Below are 19,095 nucleotides of genomic sequence, written 5' to 3'. Positions count from 1 at the left end.
GCAGGAAAAAGGGAGACACCCGCCCGAGCGGGTGCCTCCCTGTAACTACGGTTGAACCGCCCCTACTAGGCCTCCGGCGCGGAACCCGCGGCCGTCGTCGGCTCCGTCGACGTTGCGGCAGAGGCAGCCGCGGTCCCGAACGGCCCGTCCGAGCGCGGGTCGGGGTTGGTGCCGCCAAGGGCGCTGCCGATCCCCTTGAGCGCCTCGCCCACCTCGCTGGGGATGATCCACAGCTTGTTGGAACTTCCCTCGGCGAGCTTCGGCAGCGTCTGCAGGTACTGGTAGGCCAGGAGCTTCTGGTCCGGGTTGCCCTTGTGGATGGCGTCGAAGACCTTCTGGATGGCCTGCGCCTCGCCGTCGGCCCGCAGAATGGCTGCCTGGGCATCGCCTTCCGCCTTCAGGATCGAGGACTGGCGCTGGCCCTCGGCGGTAAGAATGGCGGACTGCTTGGTGCCTTCGGCCGTCAGGATGGCGGCACGGCGGTCCCGCTCGGCGCGCATCTGCTTCTCCATCGAGTCCTGGATGGAGTGGGGCGGATCAATCGCCTTGAGCTCCACCCGGGAGACCCGGATGCCCCAGCGTCCGGTCGCTTCGTCCAGGACGCCGCGCAACTGGCCGTTGATCTGGTCGCGCGAGGTCAGCGCCTCTTCAAGGTTCAGCCCGCCGACCACGTTGCGCAGTGTGGTGGTGGTGAGCTGCTCGACGGCCTGGATGTAGTTGGCAATCTCGTAGGTAGCGGCCCGCGCGTCGGTCACTTGGAAGTAGACGACGGTGTCGATGGACACCACGAGGTTGTCCTCGGTGATCACCGGCTGCGGCGGGAAGGACACCACCTGTTCGCGCAGGTCGAGGAGGGGCAGGAGCCGGTCAACGAAGGGAATCAGGATGGTGAGGCCCGGGTTCAACGTCCGCTGGTACTTGCCCAGGCGTTCCACGACGCCGGCGCGCGCTTGCGGGACAATCCGCACCGAGCGCACCAGCACGATTATTACGAACGCAACAAGTACCAGCAGCACTATTGCGACTGCGATATCCATACATCACCTTTTCCCCAGTTATGTGGTTTTGCTGTGCGCGGCAGTCCGGCTGCCGCTGATCCTGCGGCCGGTGGCGGCAACAGGAAGATTGTGCCTCGAGAGGCGGCTCGGAACGGTCGCAGCCTTACAGCGCCTCCGGTTCCGGCGACGGGTTCGGTTGCGGCTCAGGCTGCGGGTCGACGACGGCGGTGGCACCGTCAATGGACCTGACGACGGCGTGCTGCCCGGGAGTCAGCACGCCGGACTCCGAGCGGGCGCTCCAGATGTCGCCGCCGATCTTGACCAGGCCGCCGTTGGCGCTCACGGGTTCCATGACGAGCGCGGATTCGCCGATCAGGCGTTCGACGTTGCTCCGCTGGTCGGCCGGGCTGCTGCGAAGGTGCTTGAGCGCCACCGGCCGCACGAAGCCGATCATGAGCAGCGAGACGACGCTGAAGACAACGATCTGGAGCCAGAAGTCCGCGCCGGCGAAGGCGGCGACCAGCCCGGCCAGGGCACCGCCGCCGAGCATGATGAAGAACAGATCGAGGGTGAGCATCTCCACCACGGCAAACACCAGGAAGACCGTGAGCCACAACGCCCACCAGTTTTCGGCCAGCCAGTCGAACATCATTCCCCCTTAGCCACGCAGCCGGGCCTGCAGGCACAGGCCCTCCCTAACGTGGTTCCATCCTAAGCCGGACGGCAAGGACGCGGGCAGGGTGCCAGGATCAGCCCGGGAACGTGGCCAAGTCGTTATCGTTCAGCGGCCTGTTGCGGAGACTGCAACGGTTCGAAAACACCGATCCGGAAGCGGGCGGACACTGCTGTGCGGGCCGGCAGTCCTGCCACCCTGGCGGCCAGGGAGGCAGGGTCCAGGTGGTGCCCGGCGGGCCCCATCAGGGCGAGGTTGGCGACGTCGGCGGGCGCCAGGCGCAGGTCCAGGTCCAGGTCCCGCCCTTCGTGCGCGTGGAAGTGCCCGGCGAGTGTCGCCGCGAGGCGCTCCTCCTTGGCCGGCTCGATTCCCAGCATGCCGGTCTGTCCGGCGATCTCGGCCAGGTGCCCGGGCCGGGGGGTCACCACGATCAGTCGGCCGCCGGGCCGGAGCACCCGGGCAAACTCAGCCGCGTTGCGCGGCGCGAAGACCACGGTGACGACGTCGACGGCGTCGTCCGCCACAGGGAGCGGCTGCCACACGTCGCCGACGAGGTTGACCGCCTCCGGGTTCAGCCGGGCCGCCCGGCGAAGCGCGAATTTTGAGATGTCGATGCCGATGGCCGCAGCCGCCACACGGTCCAGCAGGGCGCGAAGGTAGTGCCCGGTGCCGGTGCCGGAGTCCAGCACCGCGGATCCGGTTTCGGCGAGGAACGGGGCGGCAAGTCCGGCGACCGTCTCGGCCAGGGGACGGTAGTGGCCGGCGGACAGGAAGTCGAAGCGGGCCGCGACCATCGCCGCGGAGTCCGCTTCGAAGACGGTGCCCTTGCCCGTCAGGAAGTTGAAGTATCCCTGCTTGGCGGCGTCGAAGCTGTGCCCGGCGGCGCATATCAGGGAGCGCCCACCGCTGCCTGCCGTGAACGGCCCCCGGCACACGGGGCACACGAGGGCGGCGAGGGAAGCGGCGGGCATAAAGTCAATCGTAGGGCCGGCACGCTCCGGCGGCCGCCCTGAACTCCCGGCGGCGCCGCGCGGATGTGAGGTATTTCACCTCACGGACGCCAGCGGTTAGGCTCGCACTCGTGAAATCCGAACATCTTCCCCTGCTCAAGTCCGTTTCGGCTCCCGCGGTGCACCCTGACGGCTCCCGTGCCGTCGTGGCCGTGGTTCGCCCCGATTTCGACGCCGACGCCTACGTGGGCCAGTTGTGGAACGTGCCGGTGGATCCGGCACTGCGACCGCGCCGGCTGACCCGCGGCTTCCGTGACACGGCACCGGATTTTTCCCCGGACGGGCAGGTGCTGGGGTTCCTCCGCGCCGAAGCCGGCGGCAAACCGCAGCTGCACGTGGTCGAGGCCTCGGGCGGCGAGCCCGTGGTGCTGACGGATGCGCCGCTGGGCGTCAGCGCCTTCACCTGGTCCCCGGATTCGCGCAGCATCGTTTTCAGCGCCAGGACGCCCGAGGACGGCCGCTACGGCACGGTCGACGGTGTCTCGGCCGGCGGCGAGGATGCCCGGCTGATCACGGACTACCAGTACCGGATGAATGGCGTCGGCTACACGGCGGATAAACCCCTGCAGCTCTTCGTCATCCCGGTCCCGGACCTGGACGAGGAACCGAGGGTGGCCCCGGCCGGCCGGGCACTCAGGGCCGCCAAGGCCGCAGAAGAAGGCACGGCTGCCGCGGGCCTGCCGGAGGCGCGTCAGCTCACCACAGCCGCGACGGACCACAACGGTGCCACCTTCAGCACCGACGGCGAAGCCGTGTACTTCACCGCCGCCCTGCACGATGGCAGCGACGAGGACCTGGTGAGCGGCATTTACCGGATTCCGGCTGATCCCCAAGCCGGGGGAGAGGGCCCCGAGTCCGTGCCCCTGGGCGACACCGGACGGCTGTCCGTCACCGCCGTCCGGCAAAGCCGGGACGGCCGGTGGCTGTACTTCTCGGCGCAGGACCTCGGCGCCGAGGGCAAGGACTTCGTGGCCCGCAACACGGCGCTCTACGTCCTGCCAGCCGGCGGCGGGGACGCTGTCCTGCTCAGCGATCCGGAGACCACGGATCTGAGCGGCGGCGGGATTGAGCTGCGCGGCGCAGACGGTGCCCTGGTCCTGAATAACGCACGGGGCACCGTACAACTATTGGAGTTCGGCCCCACCGGGAAACGCGGCGTTCTGCTCGATGGCGAGCGCGTGGTTAGCGGCGCGGCCGACGGCGGGGGAACACTGATCCTGAGCTTCGCCGACGCGGAAACTGCCGGAGACGTGGCGGTCCTCGAGGGAAGCGACCGGCTCCGCGTCGTGAGCGACTTCTCGGCGCCGCTGCGTGACGAAGCCGGGATCATCGCCCCGCAGGAACTCACCTTCGCGTCAGGGGACGGCTACCCGGTGCACGGCTGGCTGGTCCGGCCGGCGGGCGGCGGTCCGCACCCGGTGCTGCTCAACATCCACGGCGGCCCGTTCGCGCAGTTCACCGGGGCGCTGTTCGATGAGGCCCAGGTCTACGCGGCGGCCGGGTATGCCGTCCTGATGTGCAATCCGCGCGGCTCGGCCGGCTACGGCCAGGCCCACGGACGCTCGATCAAGGAGCGCATGGGCACCGTCGACATGCAGGACGTCCTTGCCTTCCTGGACGGGGCGCTGCAGAAGTTCGAGGAACTCGACGCCGCGGCCCTCGGCATCATGGGCGGATCCTACGGCGGCTACCTGACGGCCTGGACCATCAGCCACGACCACCGCTTCAAGGCCTCCATTGTGGAGCGCGGCTTCCTCGATCCCGTGAGCTTCACCGGATCCTCGGACATCGGCTGGTTCTTCGGCGGCGAGTACACCGGCCGCACCGCGGAGCAGATGGCGGCGCAAAGCCCGATGGCCCGGGTGGAGCAGGTGCGCACTCCCACCCTGGTCATCCACAGCGAGGAGGACCTGCGCTGCCCGGTGGAACAGGGCCAGCGCTACTTCACTGCCCTCAAGCAGCAGGGCGTGGAGGCTGCCTTCCTGGTCTTCCCGGGCGAGAACCACGAACTGTCCCGGTCCGGAACGCCGCATCACCGCCGGCAGCGCTTCGAGCAGATCCTGCAGTGGTGGTCACGGCACCTTCCGACGGCGGCCAATCCGGCGCCGGCGCGCGGCGCAGCAAACAACGCGGCAGGAAGCTCGGCAAACTAACCGGCCGGCTCGTCCGGCAGGAACCCCAGTTCCTGCCGGGCGTGTTCGATGTCCGGCTGGGCCCAGCGGGCGGCGTATTCGGCGTTGCTGCTCAGGGAGCGCAGCTCGGCCCGGTCCAGGTAGATGATCCCGTGCAGGTGGTCGGTCTCGTGCTGGACAATGCGGGCCTGCCACCCGGTGAAGTCCCGCTGTTGCGCTGTGCCGTCCACCGCGGTGAAGTCCAACCGCACCGATTCAGGCCGCAGCACCGCCGCCTGCAGGCCGTTGAGGGACAGGCAGCCCTCGTAGAAGGCCTTCTTGGCCGAGCCCAGCGGCACGTATCTCGGGTTGAGCATGGCAAAGAACGGCAGGGGCTCCCGCCCCCGGGCCGCGGCTACCTCCGGGTCGACGTCGAACCGGTCCTCCAGGACGGCTATCTGCAGGGGGATTCCCAGCTGCGGTGCGGCGAGCCCGACGCCCGGTGCTTTGTGCATGACCCTGCGCATCAGATCGATCAGCCGGCTGAGTTCGGCGTCGTCCAGCTGGCCGGTGAAGGGCACCGCCTGCTGCCGGAGCACCGGGTGGCCCACCTGGACGATGGGCGGAAGCACGCCTGCGTTCAGGATCTCCTCAACAGCCTCCTGGATGCTCTCGGTGCTGATCTCGGCGGTGGGGGCGATGGTGTTTGCGTCGTTCGTCGTGTCTGAAGACATGGGAACAGACTACTGGCGACCGCACGCTGAGGTGACGAAATCGTAAATGCGTCCCCGCAGTTGTGACCCGGCGTCGATCTTCAGGGTTCCCCGACGGCCGCCGACGGTGACCTGCACCGGAATCAGCGTCCCCACCTTGTCCTCCGCCACGGCGTGCGGGTCGCACCGGGCCGGGCGGATGCCGAGCCGCACTTCGTGCACCGGCCCGGCCGCATCCACCCGGAGGCCGCTGGGCCAGGGCGCACTCGTGTCTTCCTCCAGCAAGGTGGTCCCGCCGATGCTGTCGATCGTAAGGGTCCCGCCGCCACCGGCTGCCGCCGGGTTTCGCGGGGTGATGACCAGGTGCAGGACGGCAGCTCGGGCATCTGCGGACACCTCGAGGCTGGGGCTGAGCCGGAAGCCGGCCACCGCGGCGGCGGCCTGGGCAACGCACATTTCGGCGTTGTTCCGAGGCAGGACTCCGAAAGGATCGGCCGCTGTTGCGGTGAGCGTCTTTTCCGGTATTCCGGCGGCGGCCGCCACCCGGACCTCGACGACTGCGCCCGGCTCTGCAGGTTTTGAACCGGACGGCGCGGCCTGGCTGGATCGCGGCGCAGGATCGGGGCAGGCGGCGGCCGGCAACCGGGCCGGCAGGCTCTTTGTCTGGCCGGGCGGCAGCTCCGTCCCCGCTGCCGCCGAGGTCCAGTGGATTCCGTCAGCAAAAAGCGGACTCCGCAGACCGGCTGCGAGCACGGTGACCGCCTCGCCGGTGGTGTTGGTCAGCTGGATCTCTACGATCCGCTTGCTGTAGTTGTCGCGGAACTGGCTGATCTCCGCGGTCAGCGCTCCGCTTCCGGTTGCTGCCGGGCCCGTGCCCGGACTGCACGATGCCGCCGCCAGGACGACCAGCACTGCGGCGGACCACCGGAGCGTCGGGGGAAGGCTACCCATGCGGTCAGTCTAGGCCGCGGCACCGCAGCCGGCACGCCTGGGGCGCAGTTCGGCTAGTCTCGGTCCATGACACCGATACCCCTGGACTGCGTGCTCGGCCTGCTCCGGGCCATCGAAGCCGGCGGCGGCGCGGAGGCGCTCGGCCCCTTCCTGGCCGAAGACTACGTCCTGACCGAGGCACCCCACCTGCTCGCTCCCGGGGGGTCCACCCGCAACCGGGACCAGGTCCTCGACGGTGCCGAGCGCAGCGGCGAAATCGTTTCCGGGCAGCGCTTCGAAGTCCAGCGCAGCACGTGCGAGGGAGGCCGGGTGGTCCTGGAGGCCGAGTGGTCCGCGACGGTGCTGATGGATCTACCGCATTGGGACAAGGGCGACGAAATCCGGGCCCGGACCGCCTCGGTGTTCGAGGTGCGCGACGGCCGGATCATCAGCCAGCACAGCTACGACTGCTACTACACGCCGCACTGAGGGCTCCCGCCCCGGCTACTGCATGGTGAACCGGCGGGCCACGAAGCTGTTGACGGCCGGGACGGCCGCCGCGGCGGCCAAGACACTGTTGCGTGCGGTCAGCGGGCCTTCGCGGAGCGGCCGGCCCAGCGCCATGTTGATCTCCGACTGCCGCGCCGCTCTGGCGGCCTGGCGCATCCGCTGCCGTTCGAACGCCGGCAGGCCGTTGCGGTTGCCAGCCATGAGCTCCGGCACGAGGGGTGCCAGCGCCAGGGCGTCGAGCCAGCCCAGGCTCATGCCCTGACCTCCAATCGGGCTGATCTCGTGTGCCGCGTCCCCGATCAGAATGCAGCGGTCAACCACCAGTCGGCGGGCCAGCCGGGAACGCACGCCGAAGCCGCTGAGCATGCTGTTGCTGCCGGGGTCGACGTCGACGCCGGTCCGTCGCCGGACCTCCCGTGCCAGCCAAACGGCGTCGGCCGAGCTCCCCGCCGGAGCCCCGGCCGGACCGAGGCGAACCACCCAGCGGCGCAGCTTCCCCGGCAGCGGGAACGACTCGACGATCCCGCCGCTGGCCAGGAACAGCGCCGCATCCGGACCAAGTCCGGTGCCGTCGGCGAAGTCGCCCATGAGGTAGCGGTCCGGGTAGTCCCGGCGCCGCAGGGGCACGCAGAGCGCAGCCCGGGCCGCGGAGCGGACCCCGTCCGCGGCGATCACGAGGGGAGCCGCGAAGCTCACCGACCGTCCGCCCAGGCAGGCCTGCACCGTGACCTGCCGGCCGTCGTCGTGCAGCCCCTCCACCCGCACGCCCCGGCGCAGCGCGTCCGGGTCGAGCTCCTGCAGCCGCCCCTCCAGCACCGCCTCGGTGCGACCCTGCGGCAGGGAGAGCACGAACGGGAACAGCTCGGACACCCGGGCGAAGGACATTTCGGCCAGCATGGTGCCGCGGTTGAGGGCAATGCCGCGCCGGATCTGGACGCCCCGCCGGATGAGCTCCTGATCCACGCCGACGTGCCGCAGGGCATCGAGTGCCGGCGGATGGATGCCAATGGCCCGCGAGTGCGGTTCCGGCCCGGTCCGCTGTTCGAGCACCGCGACCCGCAGCCCCCGCTGCAGCAGCAAAGCAGCCATGAACAGCCCCACCGGACCGCCGCCGATGATCACGACGTCCGTCGCGGCGTCGGTCATGGTCCCGCCCCGGCACTCCGCCCCCGCGCCCTGTCCAGGATCAGCAGGTTGCGGAACGGGGCGCGGGCCACCACGGCCCAGCCCGGGGGAGCCGCAGCGCGCAGTTCCGCCGAGGTGTAGCTGCGCCGGATCGACGTCAGGCCGTCCTGCCGGATGTAGGAGCCCCGGAACGGCAAGGCGCCCGCATAGAACAGCGAATAGGCGGCCGGGCTGCGGCGGAGGTCGTTGTGGATCACCGTCCCGGCACTCAGTGCGGCCGATTCGGCAAGGAAGCCAGCCAGCGCGCCGGCGTCCAGGTGGTGCAGCACATGGTTGGAGACGACGACGTCGTAGCGCTCACCTTCGCCGAGCAGTTCCGCCGCTGTCTGCCGCCGGAACGTCACGCCGCCCCGGGTGCGCCGGGCGGCCGCAAACGCAGCGGCCCGTGGGTCCGGATCGATCGCAGTGATCTCCAGTCGCAGCCCGTCCCGGGCCGCCCAGCGGGACAACAGCACCGGGACGTCGCCGCCGCCGCAACCGATGTCCAGCAACGTGGTGGCCGACTCCGCGGAGAGCAGCGGCTTGATCTGCTGCCGGTAGATGCCCCTCCAGCCGGACACAGCGCGGTTCACCAGGGCGAACTGGGCGTAGGTCCGTTCCAGCCTGGCAGGATCGCAGTCGGGCCGGTCCATCTCCTCAACGGCATCCAGGGCACGCGTGCGCAGCAGCACCATGGCGCCGGTGCTCAGGCCAGGGCCGATGCCGGCCGGGGCACGCCGGGGCGCTGCAGGTCGGCCTCACCGCTGGCCGCCCGTGGTGCCGTGATCTTGGTGAAGAGCGCGGTCTCCACCGTCAGGCCCGGGCCGAATGCCATCGAGCAGATGCGTTCCCCGCCCTCGTCGTCGGCTGCCAGCGCACCGCCGGTGTCGGCGCCGTCGGTGCCAGCGCCGGGCGCGGGAAGGTCGAGGATGTGCCGGATCACGAAGAGCACGGTGGCGCTGCTCATGTTGCCGTAGTTCCGCAGCGTTTCGCGCGCCGGGATCAGCTGTTCGTCGCTGAGCTCCAGCCTGGACTGCACCTTGTCCAGGATGCTGCGGCCGCCGGGATGGATGGCCCAGTGCCGGATGTCGCGGTAGGGGAGTCCGAGGAGCGAGGCATCCCGGGACAGGAGCGGTTCGAGGGCGCCGATGATGTGGTCGTCGATGATGTGCGGGACGTAGGTGCCGAGGACCATTTCGAAGCCTTCGTCGCCGATGTTCCACGCCATCGCTTCCTCGCCCACCGGGGTCAGGACCGTTTCGAAGTGGTCCAGGGTCAGCAGGGCCGGCTGGTCCGGGATGTCGCGGGCACTGATGATGGCGGCCGCCGCGCCGTCGGCAAACAGCGCGGATCCCATAATCGTGTCCGGGTCGTTGGAGGTCCGGACGTGGAGGGAACAAAGTTCGGCGCAGACCACCAGCACCACGGCCTCCGGGTCCGCGTCGCAAAACGATTTGGCCGCGCGCAGTGCCGGGAAGGCGGCGTAGCAGCCCATGAAGCCGAGGTGGTAGCGCTGGACCGAGGGGTTCAGCCCGAGCGCACGGACAATCTTGTAGTCGGGGCCGGGGTTGAAGAAGCCGGTGCAGGACACTGTGACGAGGTGGGTGATCTCGCGGGCTTCGATGCCCTGGCAGGCCGCCAGCGCCTTGTCCGCCGCCTCGATGAAGAGCTTGCTGGCTTCGGCCGCGAAGATGTCGTTCCTGACTTTGGTGCTGGGGCTCAGCAGCAGGCCGGTGGCGGGGTCGAAGAACTGCGGATTCTCCGACCGGCTGCCGGTGGTGAGCTCCCCGACGGCGGTGTAGCGGGTGTCGATGGCGGCGGAGTCGAAGCAGGTGCTCACCAGCCGGGAGCCGAGCCGGCTGAGCCCCGGCTGGGCGGCAAACACGTCGCGGGCCTCGGACTGAATCAATACGGTGGGCGGGACAGCAGTTTCCAGGGACCTCAGGTAGACCGTCATGGTTCATTCTCAGTGAGGGCGGCGGATAAGACAATGCATGCCGGGGGCGTGCGGCCAGCGCGGCGGAGGATAACCCCATCGTCTGTTCTAAGCTGTTCACATCGAGCGAGGCGACGCCGTCGGATGCGCGGGGGCGGCCAGGCCGAACAGAGGGAGACACGATGAGCATGGCGACCAACACGAACGCGGACACGGAGACGGACCCGCGGCTGGCGCCGCACGTCGCCGACACCCACGACCTCATCCGTGTGCAGGGCGCCCGGGAGAACAACCTCAAGGACATCAGCGTTGAAATTCCGAAGCGCCGGTTGACCGTGTTCACCGGTGTTTCCGGCTCGGGTAAGAGCTCGCTGGTGTTCGCCACGATCGCCGCCGAGTCGCAACGGATGATCAACGAAACGTACAGCGCCTTTGTGCAGGGCTTCATGCCCAACCTGGCGCGGCCCGACGTCGACCTGATGGAGGGGCTGACGACGGCGATTATCGTCGACCAGGAACGGATGGGCGCGAACCCGCGCTCCACCGTCGGCACCGCCACCGACGCCAACGCCATGCTCCGCATCCTCTTCAGCCGGCTCGGGACACCGCACGTGGGGCCTCCCACGGCGTTCTCCTTCAACGTCCCGACGAGGAAGGCCAGCGGGGTGATGAGCACCGAAAAAGCCGGGGGGAGGGTTGAGAAGAGTGTGGTGCACGGCGCCGTCTACCTGGGCGGCATGTGCCCGCGGTGCGAGGGGATGGGCTCGGTCTCCGACTTCGACCTCACGGCGCTCTATGACGAGACCAAGTCGCTGGCCGAGGGCGCGCTGACGATCCCCGGGTACAGCATGGACGGCTGGTACGGCCGCATCTTCAGCGGCGCCGGTTTCGACATGGACAAGCCGATCGCGAAATACACCAAGAAGGAAATGAACGACCTGCTCTACAAGGAGCCGACCAAGATCAAGGTCGAGGGCATCAACCTCACCTATGAGGGCCTGATCCCGAAGATCCAAAAATCGATGCTTTCCAAGGATGTCGAGGCGATGCAGCCGCACGTCCGGGCCTTCGTCGAGCGTGCCATTACCTTCCAGGCCTGCCCGGAGTGCAACGGCACCCGGCTCAGCAAGGAGGCACGGTCCTCGAAGATCCGGGGGAAGAACATCGCCGAATTGTGCGAGATGCAGATCAGTGACCTGGCCGTGTGGGTCCGCGAGCTCGACGAGCCCTCGGTCGAGCCGCTCCTTAAGGGCCTGCGGCACCTGCTCGATTCGTTTGCGGAAATCGGGCTGGGCTACCTTTCGCTGGATCGGCCGGCGGGGACTTTGTCCGGGGGAGAGGCCCAGCGGACCAAGATGATCCGGCACCTGGGGTCCTCGCTGACCGACATCACGTACGTCTTCGACGAGCCGACGATCGGCCTGCACCCGCATGACATCGAGCGGATGAACCAGCTACTGCTGCAGCTCCGTGACAAGGGCAACACCGTGCTCGTCGTCGAGCACAAGCCGGAGACGATCGCGATCGCCGACCACGTCGTTGACCTCGGTCCCGGGGCGGGCACCGGGGGCGGCAGTGTCTGCTTCGAAGGAAGTGTGGAGGGCCTGCGGCGCAGTGACACCATCACCGGCCACCACCTCGACGACCGGGCGACGGTCAAGGATGCGGCGCGTACTCCGTCAGGCTCGCTTGAGGTGCGCGGCGCGTCGACGAACAACCTCCGGGACGTCGACGTCGACCTCCCGCTCGGGGTGCTTTGCGTGCTCACGGGGGTCGCCGGATCCGGCAAAAGCTCGCTGATCCAGGGCTCGGTGGCCGGCCGGGACGGCGTGGTGCTGATCGACCAGAGCGCCATCAAGGGTTCACGGCGCAGCAACCCTGCGACGTACACGGGCCTGCTTGAACCGATCCGCAAGGCGTTCGCAAAGGCCAACGGCGTGAAGCCGGCGCTGTTCAGCTCCAACTCCGAAGGCGCCTGCCCCACCTGCAACGGCGCGGGCGTGATCTTCACGGAGCTTGGCGTTATGGCCACTGTCGAGTCCACCTGCGAGGACTGCGAGGGCCGCAGGTTCCTGGCATCAGTGCTGGAATACAAGCTGGCCGGCCGCAACATCGCTGAAGTCCTGGCGATGTCGATGACCGAGGCGGAGCTGTTCTTTGGCGACGGCGAGGCCCGCACGCCGGCGGCGCACAAGATCCTCGACCGGCTCGTGGACGTCGGACTCGGCTACCTCAGCCTCGGCCAGCCGCTCACCACCCTGTCCGGCGGCGAACGGCAGCGGCTCAAGCTGGCCACCCAGATGGCGGAGAAGGGGGACGTCTACGTCCTCGACGAACCGACAACGGGCCTGCACCTGGCCGACGTCGCGAACCTGCTCGGGCTGCTGGACCGGCTGGTCGATTCCGGCAAGTCGGTGATCGTCATCGAGCACCACCAGGCGGTCATGGCACACGCCGACTGGATCATCGACCTGGGCCCCGGCGCCGGACACGACGGCGGCCGGATCGTCTTCGAGGGCACGCCCGCCGAGCTGGTTGCCGCGAAGTCCACGTTGACCGGGGAACATCTGGCGGCCTACGTCGGAGAGTGAGCGCGGGCTCTGCCTGGGTCATTTAAGCGCGGCATGGATACTCGATGAGATCCGGATCTTACCTATATGTGAAAATCAAACATTGCAGAGGGTTTTCGATTTCTTTATGTCGGGTTTATGCTAATGCATTAGCAATTGATAATTTATCAAATAGTCCGGGGGAGTAGCCCCCTGAAGTCACTCCAGCCTGTTTGCCGGCACGTTCTTCTGACATGGATGTCTCCGCGGCCGGCACCCTGCTTTCACCTGGCTTCCCGGCGCTCCCTGGCTTTCAACTAGTCCGGTGTCCGGCTGAGGGCTGTGGCGAACTGCCGCCCAAGCCGCGTGGCCGGACAGCGCAATTTCCGCATTATGGCGAAATTGTTGTTCTGATATCCGCTAATTGCTCGGGATCTTCCTGGCACGTCAGGTGGCGACGTTGTCCGCCGAATTGACACGAGGTCGGCTAATAAAGTGACCATGGACAAGAAATGCAAATTTGCAACCAACCAGCGCAGAGGCAGCAAATTCGCAGCCTGTGGCACTGGCTTCGCGCATCGGCGCTGGAATGTCTCCGGCGGCTCCAAGGTCGCACCGCGCAGCGGCATCCCGGCTGCTTCCTCCCGGCGGAAATGTCCCGGCTGCTTCATCCCGGCGCAGCCGGTGCACCAGGCGACGGACAGCAACCGCGGTCGGCACTATGGAAGCCCACTTCCGGCCCTTACCGAACTGGCATGCGCGGGTATTCATGGGCCGGGCGTAGTGGACGCGCCAGACTTCAATGCGTGGGATGTTGGGCAAGTCCGTTAAGTTCTGCTGAGGTCGGCCTGTCATTGAGATTGTGCCGTGCCCGCTCCGGTAGGGTCTGCGTATGGAGCCCATTAGACGCTTTTCAACCGAGAACTACGCGGCAGCGCTTGAGTCGTGGTCGTTTCTTGAACTTTCCGACAAGCGGCCGTTGTTCACTTCACCCTTTGGCGATGTGTTCTTTGAAAGTCAGGACGGCTTCTGGTTTTTGGACCTGCTTGCTGGTGAGTTAAGCCGTCGCTGGGAGACTGAAGGTGACTTCAGTAATTCTTTGAATTCCCGAGAAGGCCAGGATGAGTACCTCATGATCGGGTTGGCCAGCGAAGCTGAAAGAGCCGGCCTTCGACCTAGTGAAGCTGAGGTTTACAGCTTCCGAGTTCCTCCGGCACTCGGCGGTGCGGTGGATCTGGAAAATGTCGAGCTGAGCGACTTTGTCGTGGCCATCAATATTGCAGGGCAGATCCATCAGCAGATCAAGGATCTCCCACCCGGAACGGCGATTAGTGGCGTGTCTCTGAATTGATCGTTCTTATCTTCCTGTAGGAGCGTGCCGAACGGCCGCCATGTACTGGGCATACGCAGCGGATGAATCTACTGCATGGCGTTCGATGGTGGTAGGGGAGTAGCCGAGGGTTTCGGCGATGATGGCCACGGGTGCGAGTTTGGTGAGTTCGTGGAGAGTTCCGAGCCGCGCGGCCCGTGTACTGAATAATCTGCTGAGCCGGGATGTGAGGTGTCCGGGGTGGATGTGACGCCCGGGAGCGGCGCCCCGGAATACCCACCGGCTATTGGGGTGTGCGGCGGTCAGGTCGTGGCCAGGGTTCGTGGCGAGTTCGCGCCATGGCTCGGCCAGCGGATCCGGTAATGCGATCCGGGTGGTCCCGAGTTGGATGGTGACCAGTTCTTCGGTAATGGTCAGGTCGTCCCAGGTCAGCCGTGCGATGTTTTCAGCCTGTTGTCCAAAGACGAGAATAAGGATCGCGGCGGCCCTGTCACGTGTCTCTAGTCCGTCTTCATGGATGACTCGCTTGAGTGCTTCATCCTGTCCGGGCTTGGCAAGTCTCGGACTGGTGCCGCGGCGGTGCGGAACGATGGCGAGCCCGGAAGGGGCGGCTTTGGTCTTGATTGCCCATTTGAGGAAGCGCTCCGCGATGCGCCGGGTTGTGGGTCCTTCGGCTTGCCAAACGTCGAGGTGGGATTGCTGCAGCTCGGGCAGTTTGAGGTCGTGTCCGGTCAGCCAGTTCAGCAGGTCGATGGCCACGGTGACTTCCTGCTTGGCGCGTAGGAAGGTGCCACGGGTGACTTCGTCCATGTGGTTCATCCGTCGCTGGTGGTGCCAGCGGATGCAGCGGCGGACCACGTCAAGATGCTGAGGATCTTTCACGCGGTCGACGGCTTCTACGGCCCAGCTGTCGTAGCGGATCCGAAGTTCGTCGCTCCAGTAAAGCCCCGCTGACCTGAGAAAACGTCGGATCCATTGACGGGCGGGAGTTCTCGCAGCTACTTCTACTCCCGCACTTTTAACGCCGATAATCAACATTATGTCAAGTAAACGGAAAGTTGCCAGGAGGGGCTTCGCCTGGTTACGGGGTGAGACGCCATGGGTCCCAAGGCCGCTCAGGTGGATTTCGCACGACAACCCATAGCGGCCACGCCATAACGGCCAGAACGCCGAATGCCTCCCAGCCGAAGCCTGCATGCGACATGACGTTTATCAGCACGCCGATTAGAAGTATCAATACCCACCAGGACGTATAGAAGGCGCCGCGCGCCCTCCGTTTCCACCAGGAAAAACTGCCGCTGACATCGGACGGCGCCCGTTCATCTTTGGATACGAATTGGCCCACCAGGAGGCCCACGGCCATGGAGGTCACAACGACTTCGGGAACGAGACCAAGGGCAAACGCTCCAGCGGCGACCACCACGGCCACCCAGACTAGAACCCGCAGGCCGCGGCGAACGAACGGGCCGGGACTTCCCTCCCCCTGGATCGTCATGAATGAATAGTACCGACGACGGCCGAATGGCAGTTCCCACGAAGCCAGCTCAGTACGAACCACCTTTGATGTTTGCGGCGCCGCTCGCCACACAAGACCTTCGTGAAGGAAAGCATGCCGCTAAGGGGTTCGGTCCTGCGGCCCTCTCCCCTGCCAGATAACCGGCAGGCCAACAACCAACCCGATTACTGTGGCGGGCACCGCAATGACTCCAGCAAGATGAGGCAGCAAGCCGTCCGGTGCCGCGAGATTGGTCCAGCCAACCAGCAGTGCCGTGGCGCCGACGGCGAGCGTCCCTGGCCAGCCAAAACCCCGAAACCGTGCCCAGCCCCCCGCCGCAGCGGACGCAACAGCGCCCAGGAAGATCAGCGTATGGCCGGACCTTTCGCGTTCAAAACCATCGGAATATCCGAAGAGGAAAGCGGTGAGCCAGAGTCCCCATGCTGTTAGGCCAACGGAGACCAGGACTCCTAGAGCCCACATGCCAGTTTCCAAGCGGCGCCGGCGGAGGGAAATCATGGGCACAGCCTACGCCGGGTCCCAGTAGCCCTCGCCCCCCGGCGCCGGGTTCGGGCCGACAGCTACGGCGTGCCCGGCTGGGTGCGTCTCGCCGTCGTCATGTGCGGGATCCAGCAGCGGACCGTGTCGCAATACTGCTGAAATTCATCCACACGAGCGAGCCGGCGACTGCGTAGGCAATAACCAGCCACGACTGCATCATCACGCCTACCGCGGCGCCCTGGACAATCCCTGCGACCGCCATCGGATTGCGGATCCAGCGATACGGGCCCACGATAACCAGCCGGTTGGGCATCGCCGATGGCAGCGGCGTGCCGTGCCCCAACGTGGACATGACGATGGCCGACCAGATGCCAAGAGCGCTAGCAAGTAGCAGGACCATGGCGCCGGCTGGATTTGCAACCGGCGGAAATGGAAGGGCCACCGCCCACCGTTGTTCGAGGAACGCGAGGGCAAAAGGAACGACGGCCAGGAAGAAGCCCCAAAATATGACGATCTGCCCGAATGTTGCGGCGACATGGCTTACTGCTGCCGGGCGGCGGGCGGCCGGGCGGAATGCGAAGGGCCCGCGGATGATCCATGCGGTCGGTATGCGCCCCAGAAGCACCGCGCAAAGCGCGATCACTGAACCAGCGAAGGCCGCACCCATGGTCACCACACCCCAGCCGGCCTCGGCCGTTATGGTGGCATATGCCGCCAGCACGAAGGCGACCAGTCCGGTCCAGCTGACACTCACCACTGCGGCGGCCCGGATACCAAAAGCGGCGAGGGCTGAAGCCACGACAAATAGGGGAATGTCGAAGACCGCGACGGCGGCGGCATCAAGATTGCCGAGGGTCGCCAGGCGGATGGCCGGGGACACCAGAACCGCAATCCACCAGGACGCACCGGCGAAAGCCTGGAAGGCGAAATACGTCCGCCCCCACCAAACGAGACGCGTCACAGAACTAACCCCAGCACTGGTCCCCTTGTCCTCATGCGGTTCGAATTCATTCAACGTCTGACCGTCGACCCGGCGCGCCGGGGTTTCGTCGAGAACGATGGTGGGAAAAGCCTACCCATGGAACGCTGCAGCGTCCGGGATGCGGACTGCCCGCCGGTCCCCCAACCGGCGGGCCGCCCCAGCGCGGGAGCTAGTGGTAGTTCAGGCTGACCAGCAGCGCTTTGAGTTGTGCATATTGTTCCGTGGCCATCCACGCCTTAGCCGCTCCCCGGTTCTTGAATGCGGGGTCGTCGAAGAGCACACGGGTGACCAAGCCGCCGTTGTCAGTCGACACAACGTTGCACCAGGAGGGCACCCCGTCGCCCTGCTTCAGCGACCGAGGATCGACCAGGCCCATGAAGTAGGCGTCGCCGGCACCGGCACCATAAGATTCAACGGAGAACCCGAAGACCGGGCCGGAACCATTCGGTGCCGCCATGCCCGCGACCTCCGCCTGATCCAACACCCGTCGCGACACCGGGCCCCCGGCACAGCCCACGGGAACGCCGTTGGCCATGAGAAGCAGATCGTTGCCGGCGCCGTCCGAAACAAGAGCTTCGACACCGGGAGGCCCCGCCGGAGGAAGCGCTGTCCGCACCGTCCACGACCCCGGGTAGTCGAAGGAGATATGCCCGTCAGGGAAGGTGAACGTCTTGAGGCTGCTGGGCGCGGGCTTTGCCGCCGGCGCGTGAGTCGGTGCGGCCCCGCCCGCTCTGGTGGGCGAAGCGGCAGGCGAGGTCGCAGAGTTTGCGGTCCCCGGAGTGGACAGCGGCGAAGCGGCCAGCACCGTAGAGGAAGTGGTGGCGTCTGTCACTGCCACGTTCGGCGCGGCTGCGGGAGCAGCCCCTGGCTGTGGCCCACAGCCGGCCAGGACGAGGCTGGCGGCAAGACCGGCCATTGTTACTGCGGTGATGTACCCGGCACGATTGGATTTCATTTTTGTTACCCCCAATATCTGTGAAGGCGGGCTAATCGTCCCGCTAGATATAAGGTTTCCCGGGCGTGGCCAGAAATTACGGAGCCGCCAAAAATCTCTAAAGCCAGGCCTCAGGGCAGTGCCGGCGCGCCCTGCTCGTCTGTCTCGACCCAGTAGCGCCGCTTGCCGTTGCGGGTGTCTTCGTAGACGCCGCCGTTGCGTTCGATGGTCGCCCTGGATCCGGCGTTGTCCTCGTCGCAAGTGATCAGGACCCGGGAAATTCCGAGTTCCTTCGCCACCGGCAGGGCGTCGGCCAGTGCCTTGGCTGCGTGACCGCGGCGCCGTGCGGACGGCCTGACGCTGTAGCCGATGTGGCCGCCCTCGTTGAGGAGGAAACTGTTCAGCTCATGCCTAATGGCCAGCGAGCCCAGGAAGGTGTCGCCGTCCACAATCCACAGGTAGGTGCACGGGACGTATCCGGGCTTCCGGGGGGTCTCCGGTAACGCATCGTTGACGAGCGCACCGACGAAGCGGCGGAAGGTGGCGGTGTCCTTGAGATCATCCAGCGGCCAGCCCTCGGCGCCGCCGCCGTCCCTGTGGGCACCGTCGAACTCTGCTGATCCCTCCAGCCAGGAGGAGTGGTAACGGATGTCTGGAACAATGAGGCGGGCCATCAGACGATCCTATGCCCCGGGATCAGTCGAACATCACTGTATTGGTCGCCACGACGCCCGCCGCACGCCCCGGCGCCGACTGGTTTTGCCAGTAGAGGTTTGTGTGGGCGATCACCAGCTCCGGCGGCGGTGCGCCCCAAGCCGAAAGATCCTCTGTGGTGTGCGCGTCACCCACCAGGGTCACGTCGTAGCCACGCACAAACGCCCCGTGGATGGTGGATCGGATGCACTCGTCCGTTTGCGCTCCCGCAACGAGGATTCGCCCGACGCCGGCAGCGGCGAGCACATCTTCAAGGTCCGTAGCCTCGAAGGAATCACCGTAGGACTTGTGCACCAGCGGTTCGTGCTCCGCCCGGGACAGCTCAGGAACATACTGCCAGGCCTCGCTCCCCCGCTCCAGCTGCGCATCCGAATGCTGGACCCAGATGATCGGGACGGCGGCTGCACGAGCCTTGTCGACGAGTTCGGCGATGTTCGCAACGACGGAATCGCGCTCGTGGGCGCCTTCCACCACCCCGTTCTGCACATCGATCACCATCAAGGCCGTGTTGGGCCGATCCGACAGCGTTGTCATGATCATCTCCT

Annotated in this window: 18 protein-coding genes; 4 read left to right on the top strand and 14 right to left on the bottom strand. The window is 66.7% G+C overall.

Annotated features, from left to right (window positions below; translation table 11 throughout):
- Positions 1–65: 65 nt before the first annotated feature.
- From AC1DBD_RS06085 to AC1DBD_RS06075, 3 genes are all read right to left on the bottom strand, one after another.
- Positions 66–1,037, bottom strand: a complete 972-nt coding sequence (locus tag AC1DBD_RS06085; protein ID WP_441417782.1) for an SPFH domain-containing protein — start codon at positions 1,035–1,037, stop codon at positions 66–68.
- Between the two features lie 124 nt (positions 1,038–1,161).
- Positions 1,162–1,647: an NfeD family protein gene (locus AC1DBD_RS06080; RefSeq protein ID WP_441417883.1), complete on the bottom strand. Its 486-nt coding sequence runs from the start codon at positions 1,645–1,647 to the stop codon at positions 1,162–1,164.
- A 125-nt stretch (positions 1,648–1,772) separates the two neighbouring features.
- Positions 1,773–2,642, bottom strand: a complete 870-nt coding sequence (locus tag AC1DBD_RS06075; protein ID WP_476981636.1) for a methyltransferase domain-containing protein — start codon at positions 2,640–2,642, stop codon at positions 1,773–1,775.
- Positions 2,643–2,752: 110 nt separating this feature from the next.
- Between AC1DBD_RS06075 and AC1DBD_RS06070 the strand changes: the two genes are divergently transcribed.
- The gene (locus AC1DBD_RS06070) at positions 2,753–4,834 is read left to right on the top strand and encodes a S9 family peptidase (protein WP_476981635.1); all 2,082 of its coding nucleotides are present in this window, start codon (positions 2,753–2,755) and stop codon (positions 4,832–4,834) included.
- Here the strand turns inward: AC1DBD_RS06070 and AC1DBD_RS06065 are convergent.
- Together AC1DBD_RS06065 and AC1DBD_RS06060 are read right to left on the bottom strand one after the other, a co-directional pair.
- Positions 4,831–5,526, bottom strand: a complete 696-nt coding sequence (locus AC1DBD_RS06065) for a peptide deformylase (RefSeq protein ID WP_476981634.1) — start codon at positions 5,524–5,526, stop codon at positions 4,831–4,833. The genes AC1DBD_RS06070 and AC1DBD_RS06065 overlap by 4 nt on opposite strands.
- 9 nt (positions 5,527–5,535) lie before the next feature.
- A complete protein-coding gene (locus AC1DBD_RS06060) occupies positions 5,536–6,456 on the bottom strand; it encodes a hypothetical protein (protein ID WP_476981633.1) in 921 nt (306 codons plus the stop codon).
- Positions 6,457–6,522: 66 nt separating this feature from the next.
- Between AC1DBD_RS06060 and AC1DBD_RS06055 the strand changes: the two genes are divergently transcribed.
- A complete protein-coding gene (locus AC1DBD_RS06055) occupies positions 6,523–6,924 on the top strand; it encodes a nuclear transport factor 2 family protein (protein WP_476981632.1) in 402 nt (133 codons plus the stop codon).
- A gap of 15 nt (positions 6,925–6,939) precedes the next feature.
- Here AC1DBD_RS06055 and AC1DBD_RS06050 read toward each other — a convergent pair whose 3' ends face one another.
- From AC1DBD_RS06050 to AC1DBD_RS06040, 3 genes are read right to left on the bottom strand one after another with little or no spacing between them, the layout of a single operon-like run.
- Positions 6,940–8,091 (bottom strand): FAD-dependent oxidoreductase, encoded by a 1,152-nt coding sequence (locus tag AC1DBD_RS06050; protein WP_476981631.1) that lies wholly within the window; start codon positions 8,089–8,091, stop codon positions 6,940–6,942.
- The gene (locus AC1DBD_RS06045) at positions 8,088–8,804 is read right to left on the bottom strand and encodes a class I SAM-dependent methyltransferase (protein WP_441417775.1); all 717 of its coding nucleotides are present in this window, start codon (positions 8,802–8,804) and stop codon (positions 8,088–8,090) included. The genes AC1DBD_RS06050 and AC1DBD_RS06045 overlap by 4 nt, the downstream gene beginning before the upstream one ends.
- A gap of 11 nt (positions 8,805–8,815) precedes the next feature.
- Positions 8,816–10,066 carry a type III polyketide synthase gene (locus AC1DBD_RS06040; protein ID WP_441417774.1) on the bottom strand — a complete coding sequence of 417 codons (1,251 nt, stop codon included), beginning with the start codon at positions 10,064–10,066 and terminating at the stop codon, positions 8,816–8,818.
- A gap of 161 nt (positions 10,067–10,227) precedes the next feature.
- Here AC1DBD_RS06040 and AC1DBD_RS06035 point away from each other — a divergent pair, with 161 nt between their 5' ends.
- Together AC1DBD_RS06035 and AC1DBD_RS06030 are read left to right on the top strand one after the other, a co-directional pair.
- Positions 10,228–12,636 carry an ATP-binding cassette domain-containing protein gene (locus AC1DBD_RS06035; RefSeq protein WP_441417773.1) on the top strand — a complete coding sequence of 803 codons (2,409 nt, stop codon included), beginning with the start codon at positions 10,228–10,230 and terminating at the stop codon, positions 12,634–12,636.
- 850 nt (positions 12,637–13,486) lie between these two features.
- Complete coding sequence (locus AC1DBD_RS06030) at positions 13,487–13,945, top strand: T6SS immunity protein Tdi1 domain-containing protein (RefSeq protein ID WP_476981630.1); 459 nt, start codon at positions 13,487–13,489, stop codon at positions 13,943–13,945.
- 6 nt (positions 13,946–13,951) lie between these two features.
- On the opposite strand, the gene AC1DBD_RS06025 is transcribed toward AC1DBD_RS06030, so the two are convergent.
- The 6 genes from AC1DBD_RS06025 to AC1DBD_RS06000 all read right to left on the bottom strand — a co-directional run bounded on the left by AC1DBD_RS06025 (position 13,952) and on the right by AC1DBD_RS06000 (position 19,084).
- The gene (locus AC1DBD_RS06025; protein WP_476981629.1) at positions 13,952–14,962 is read right to left on the bottom strand and encodes a hypothetical protein; all 1,011 of its coding nucleotides are present in this window, start codon (positions 14,960–14,962) and stop codon (positions 13,952–13,954) included.
- A 43-nt stretch (positions 14,963–15,005) separates the two neighbouring features.
- Complete coding sequence (locus AC1DBD_RS06020) at positions 15,006–15,419, bottom strand: hypothetical protein (RefSeq protein ID WP_476981628.1); 414 nt, start codon at positions 15,417–15,419, stop codon at positions 15,006–15,008.
- Between the two features lie 616 nt (positions 15,420–16,035).
- Positions 16,036–16,881 (bottom strand): methyltransferase family protein, encoded by an 846-nt coding sequence (locus tag AC1DBD_RS06015; protein WP_476981627.1) that lies wholly within the window; start codon positions 16,879–16,881, stop codon positions 16,036–16,038.
- Between the two features lie 190 nt (positions 16,882–17,071).
- Complete coding sequence (locus AC1DBD_RS06010; protein WP_441417771.1) at positions 17,072–17,359, bottom strand: hypothetical protein; 288 nt, start codon at positions 17,357–17,359, stop codon at positions 17,072–17,074.
- 608 nt (positions 17,360–17,967) lie between these two features.
- Entirely contained in the window at positions 17,968–18,510 is a 543-nt protein-coding gene (locus AC1DBD_RS06005; RefSeq protein ID WP_476981626.1) for a GNAT family N-acetyltransferase, read from the bottom strand.
- Positions 18,511–18,532: 22 nt separating this feature from the next.
- On the bottom strand, positions 18,533–19,084 hold the full coding sequence (locus AC1DBD_RS06000) for a cysteine hydrolase family protein (RefSeq protein ID WP_476892503.1): 552 nt from the start codon (positions 19,082–19,084) through the stop codon (positions 18,533–18,535).
- Positions 19,085–19,095: the final 11 nt, after the last annotated feature.

Source organism: Arthrobacter sp. 10T419 (assembly GCF_056394105.1).
This window is presented reverse-complemented; position numbering and strand designations above follow the sequence as displayed.

What these genes read in the sequence shown, in the direction of transcription:
- AC1DBD_RS06085 (WP_441417782.1), bottom strand. Translation starts at nt 1,037, where the DNA reads ATGGATATCGCAGTCGCAATAGTGCTGCTGGTACTTGTTGCGTTCGTA.
- AC1DBD_RS06080 (WP_441417883.1), bottom strand. Translation starts at nt 1,647, where the DNA reads ATGTTCGACTGGCTGGCCGAAAACTGGTGGGCGTTGTGGCTCACGGTC.
- AC1DBD_RS06075 (WP_476981636.1), bottom strand. Translation starts at nt 2,642, where the DNA reads ATGCCCGCCGCTTCCCTCGCCGCCCTCGTGTGCCCCGTGTGCCGGGGG.
- AC1DBD_RS06065 (WP_476981634.1), bottom strand. Translation starts at nt 5,526, where the DNA reads ATGTCTTCAGACACGACGAACGACGCAAACACCATCGCCCCCACCGCC.
- AC1DBD_RS06060 (WP_476981633.1), bottom strand. Translation starts at nt 6,456, where the DNA reads ATGGGTAGCCTTCCCCCGACGCTCCGGTGGTCCGCCGCAGTGCTGGTC.
- AC1DBD_RS06055 (WP_476981632.1), top strand. Translation starts at nt 6,523, where the DNA reads ATGACACCGATACCCCTGGACTGCGTGCTCGGCCTGCTCCGGGCCATC.
- AC1DBD_RS06050 (WP_476981631.1), bottom strand. Translation starts at nt 8,091, where the DNA reads ATGACCGACGCCGCGACGGACGTCGTGATCATCGGCGGCGGTCCGGTG.
- AC1DBD_RS06045 (WP_441417775.1), bottom strand. Translation starts at nt 8,804, where the DNA reads ATGGTGCTGCTGCGCACGCGTGCCCTGGATGCCGTTGAGGAGATGGAC.
- AC1DBD_RS06040 (WP_441417774.1), bottom strand. Translation starts at nt 10,066, where the DNA reads ATGACGGTCTACCTGAGGTCCCTGGAAACTGCTGTCCCGCCCACCGTA.
- AC1DBD_RS06035 (WP_441417773.1), top strand. Translation starts at nt 10,228, where the DNA reads ATGAGCATGGCGACCAACACGAACGCGGACACGGAGACGGACCCGCGG.
- AC1DBD_RS06030 (WP_476981630.1), top strand. Translation starts at nt 13,487, where the DNA reads ATGGAGCCCATTAGACGCTTTTCAACCGAGAACTACGCGGCAGCGCTT.
- AC1DBD_RS06025 (WP_476981629.1), bottom strand. Translation starts at nt 14,962, where the DNA reads ATGTTGATTATCGGCGTTAAAAGTGCGGGAGTAGAAGTAGCTGCGAGA.
- AC1DBD_RS06020 (WP_476981628.1), bottom strand. Translation starts at nt 15,419, where the DNA reads ATGACGATCCAGGGGGAGGGAAGTCCCGGCCCGTTCGTTCGCCGCGGC.
- AC1DBD_RS06010 (WP_441417771.1), bottom strand. Translation starts at nt 17,359, where the DNA reads ATGGCGGCACCGAATGGTTCCGGCCCGGTCTTCGGGTTCTCCGTTGAA.
- AC1DBD_RS06005 (WP_476981626.1), bottom strand. Translation starts at nt 18,510, where the DNA reads ATGGCCCGCCTCATTGTTCCAGACATCCGTTACCACTCCTCCTGGCTG.
- AC1DBD_RS06000 (WP_476892503.1), bottom strand. Translation starts at nt 19,084, where the DNA reads ATGACAACGCTGTCGGATCGGCCCAACACGGCCTTGATGGTGATCGAT.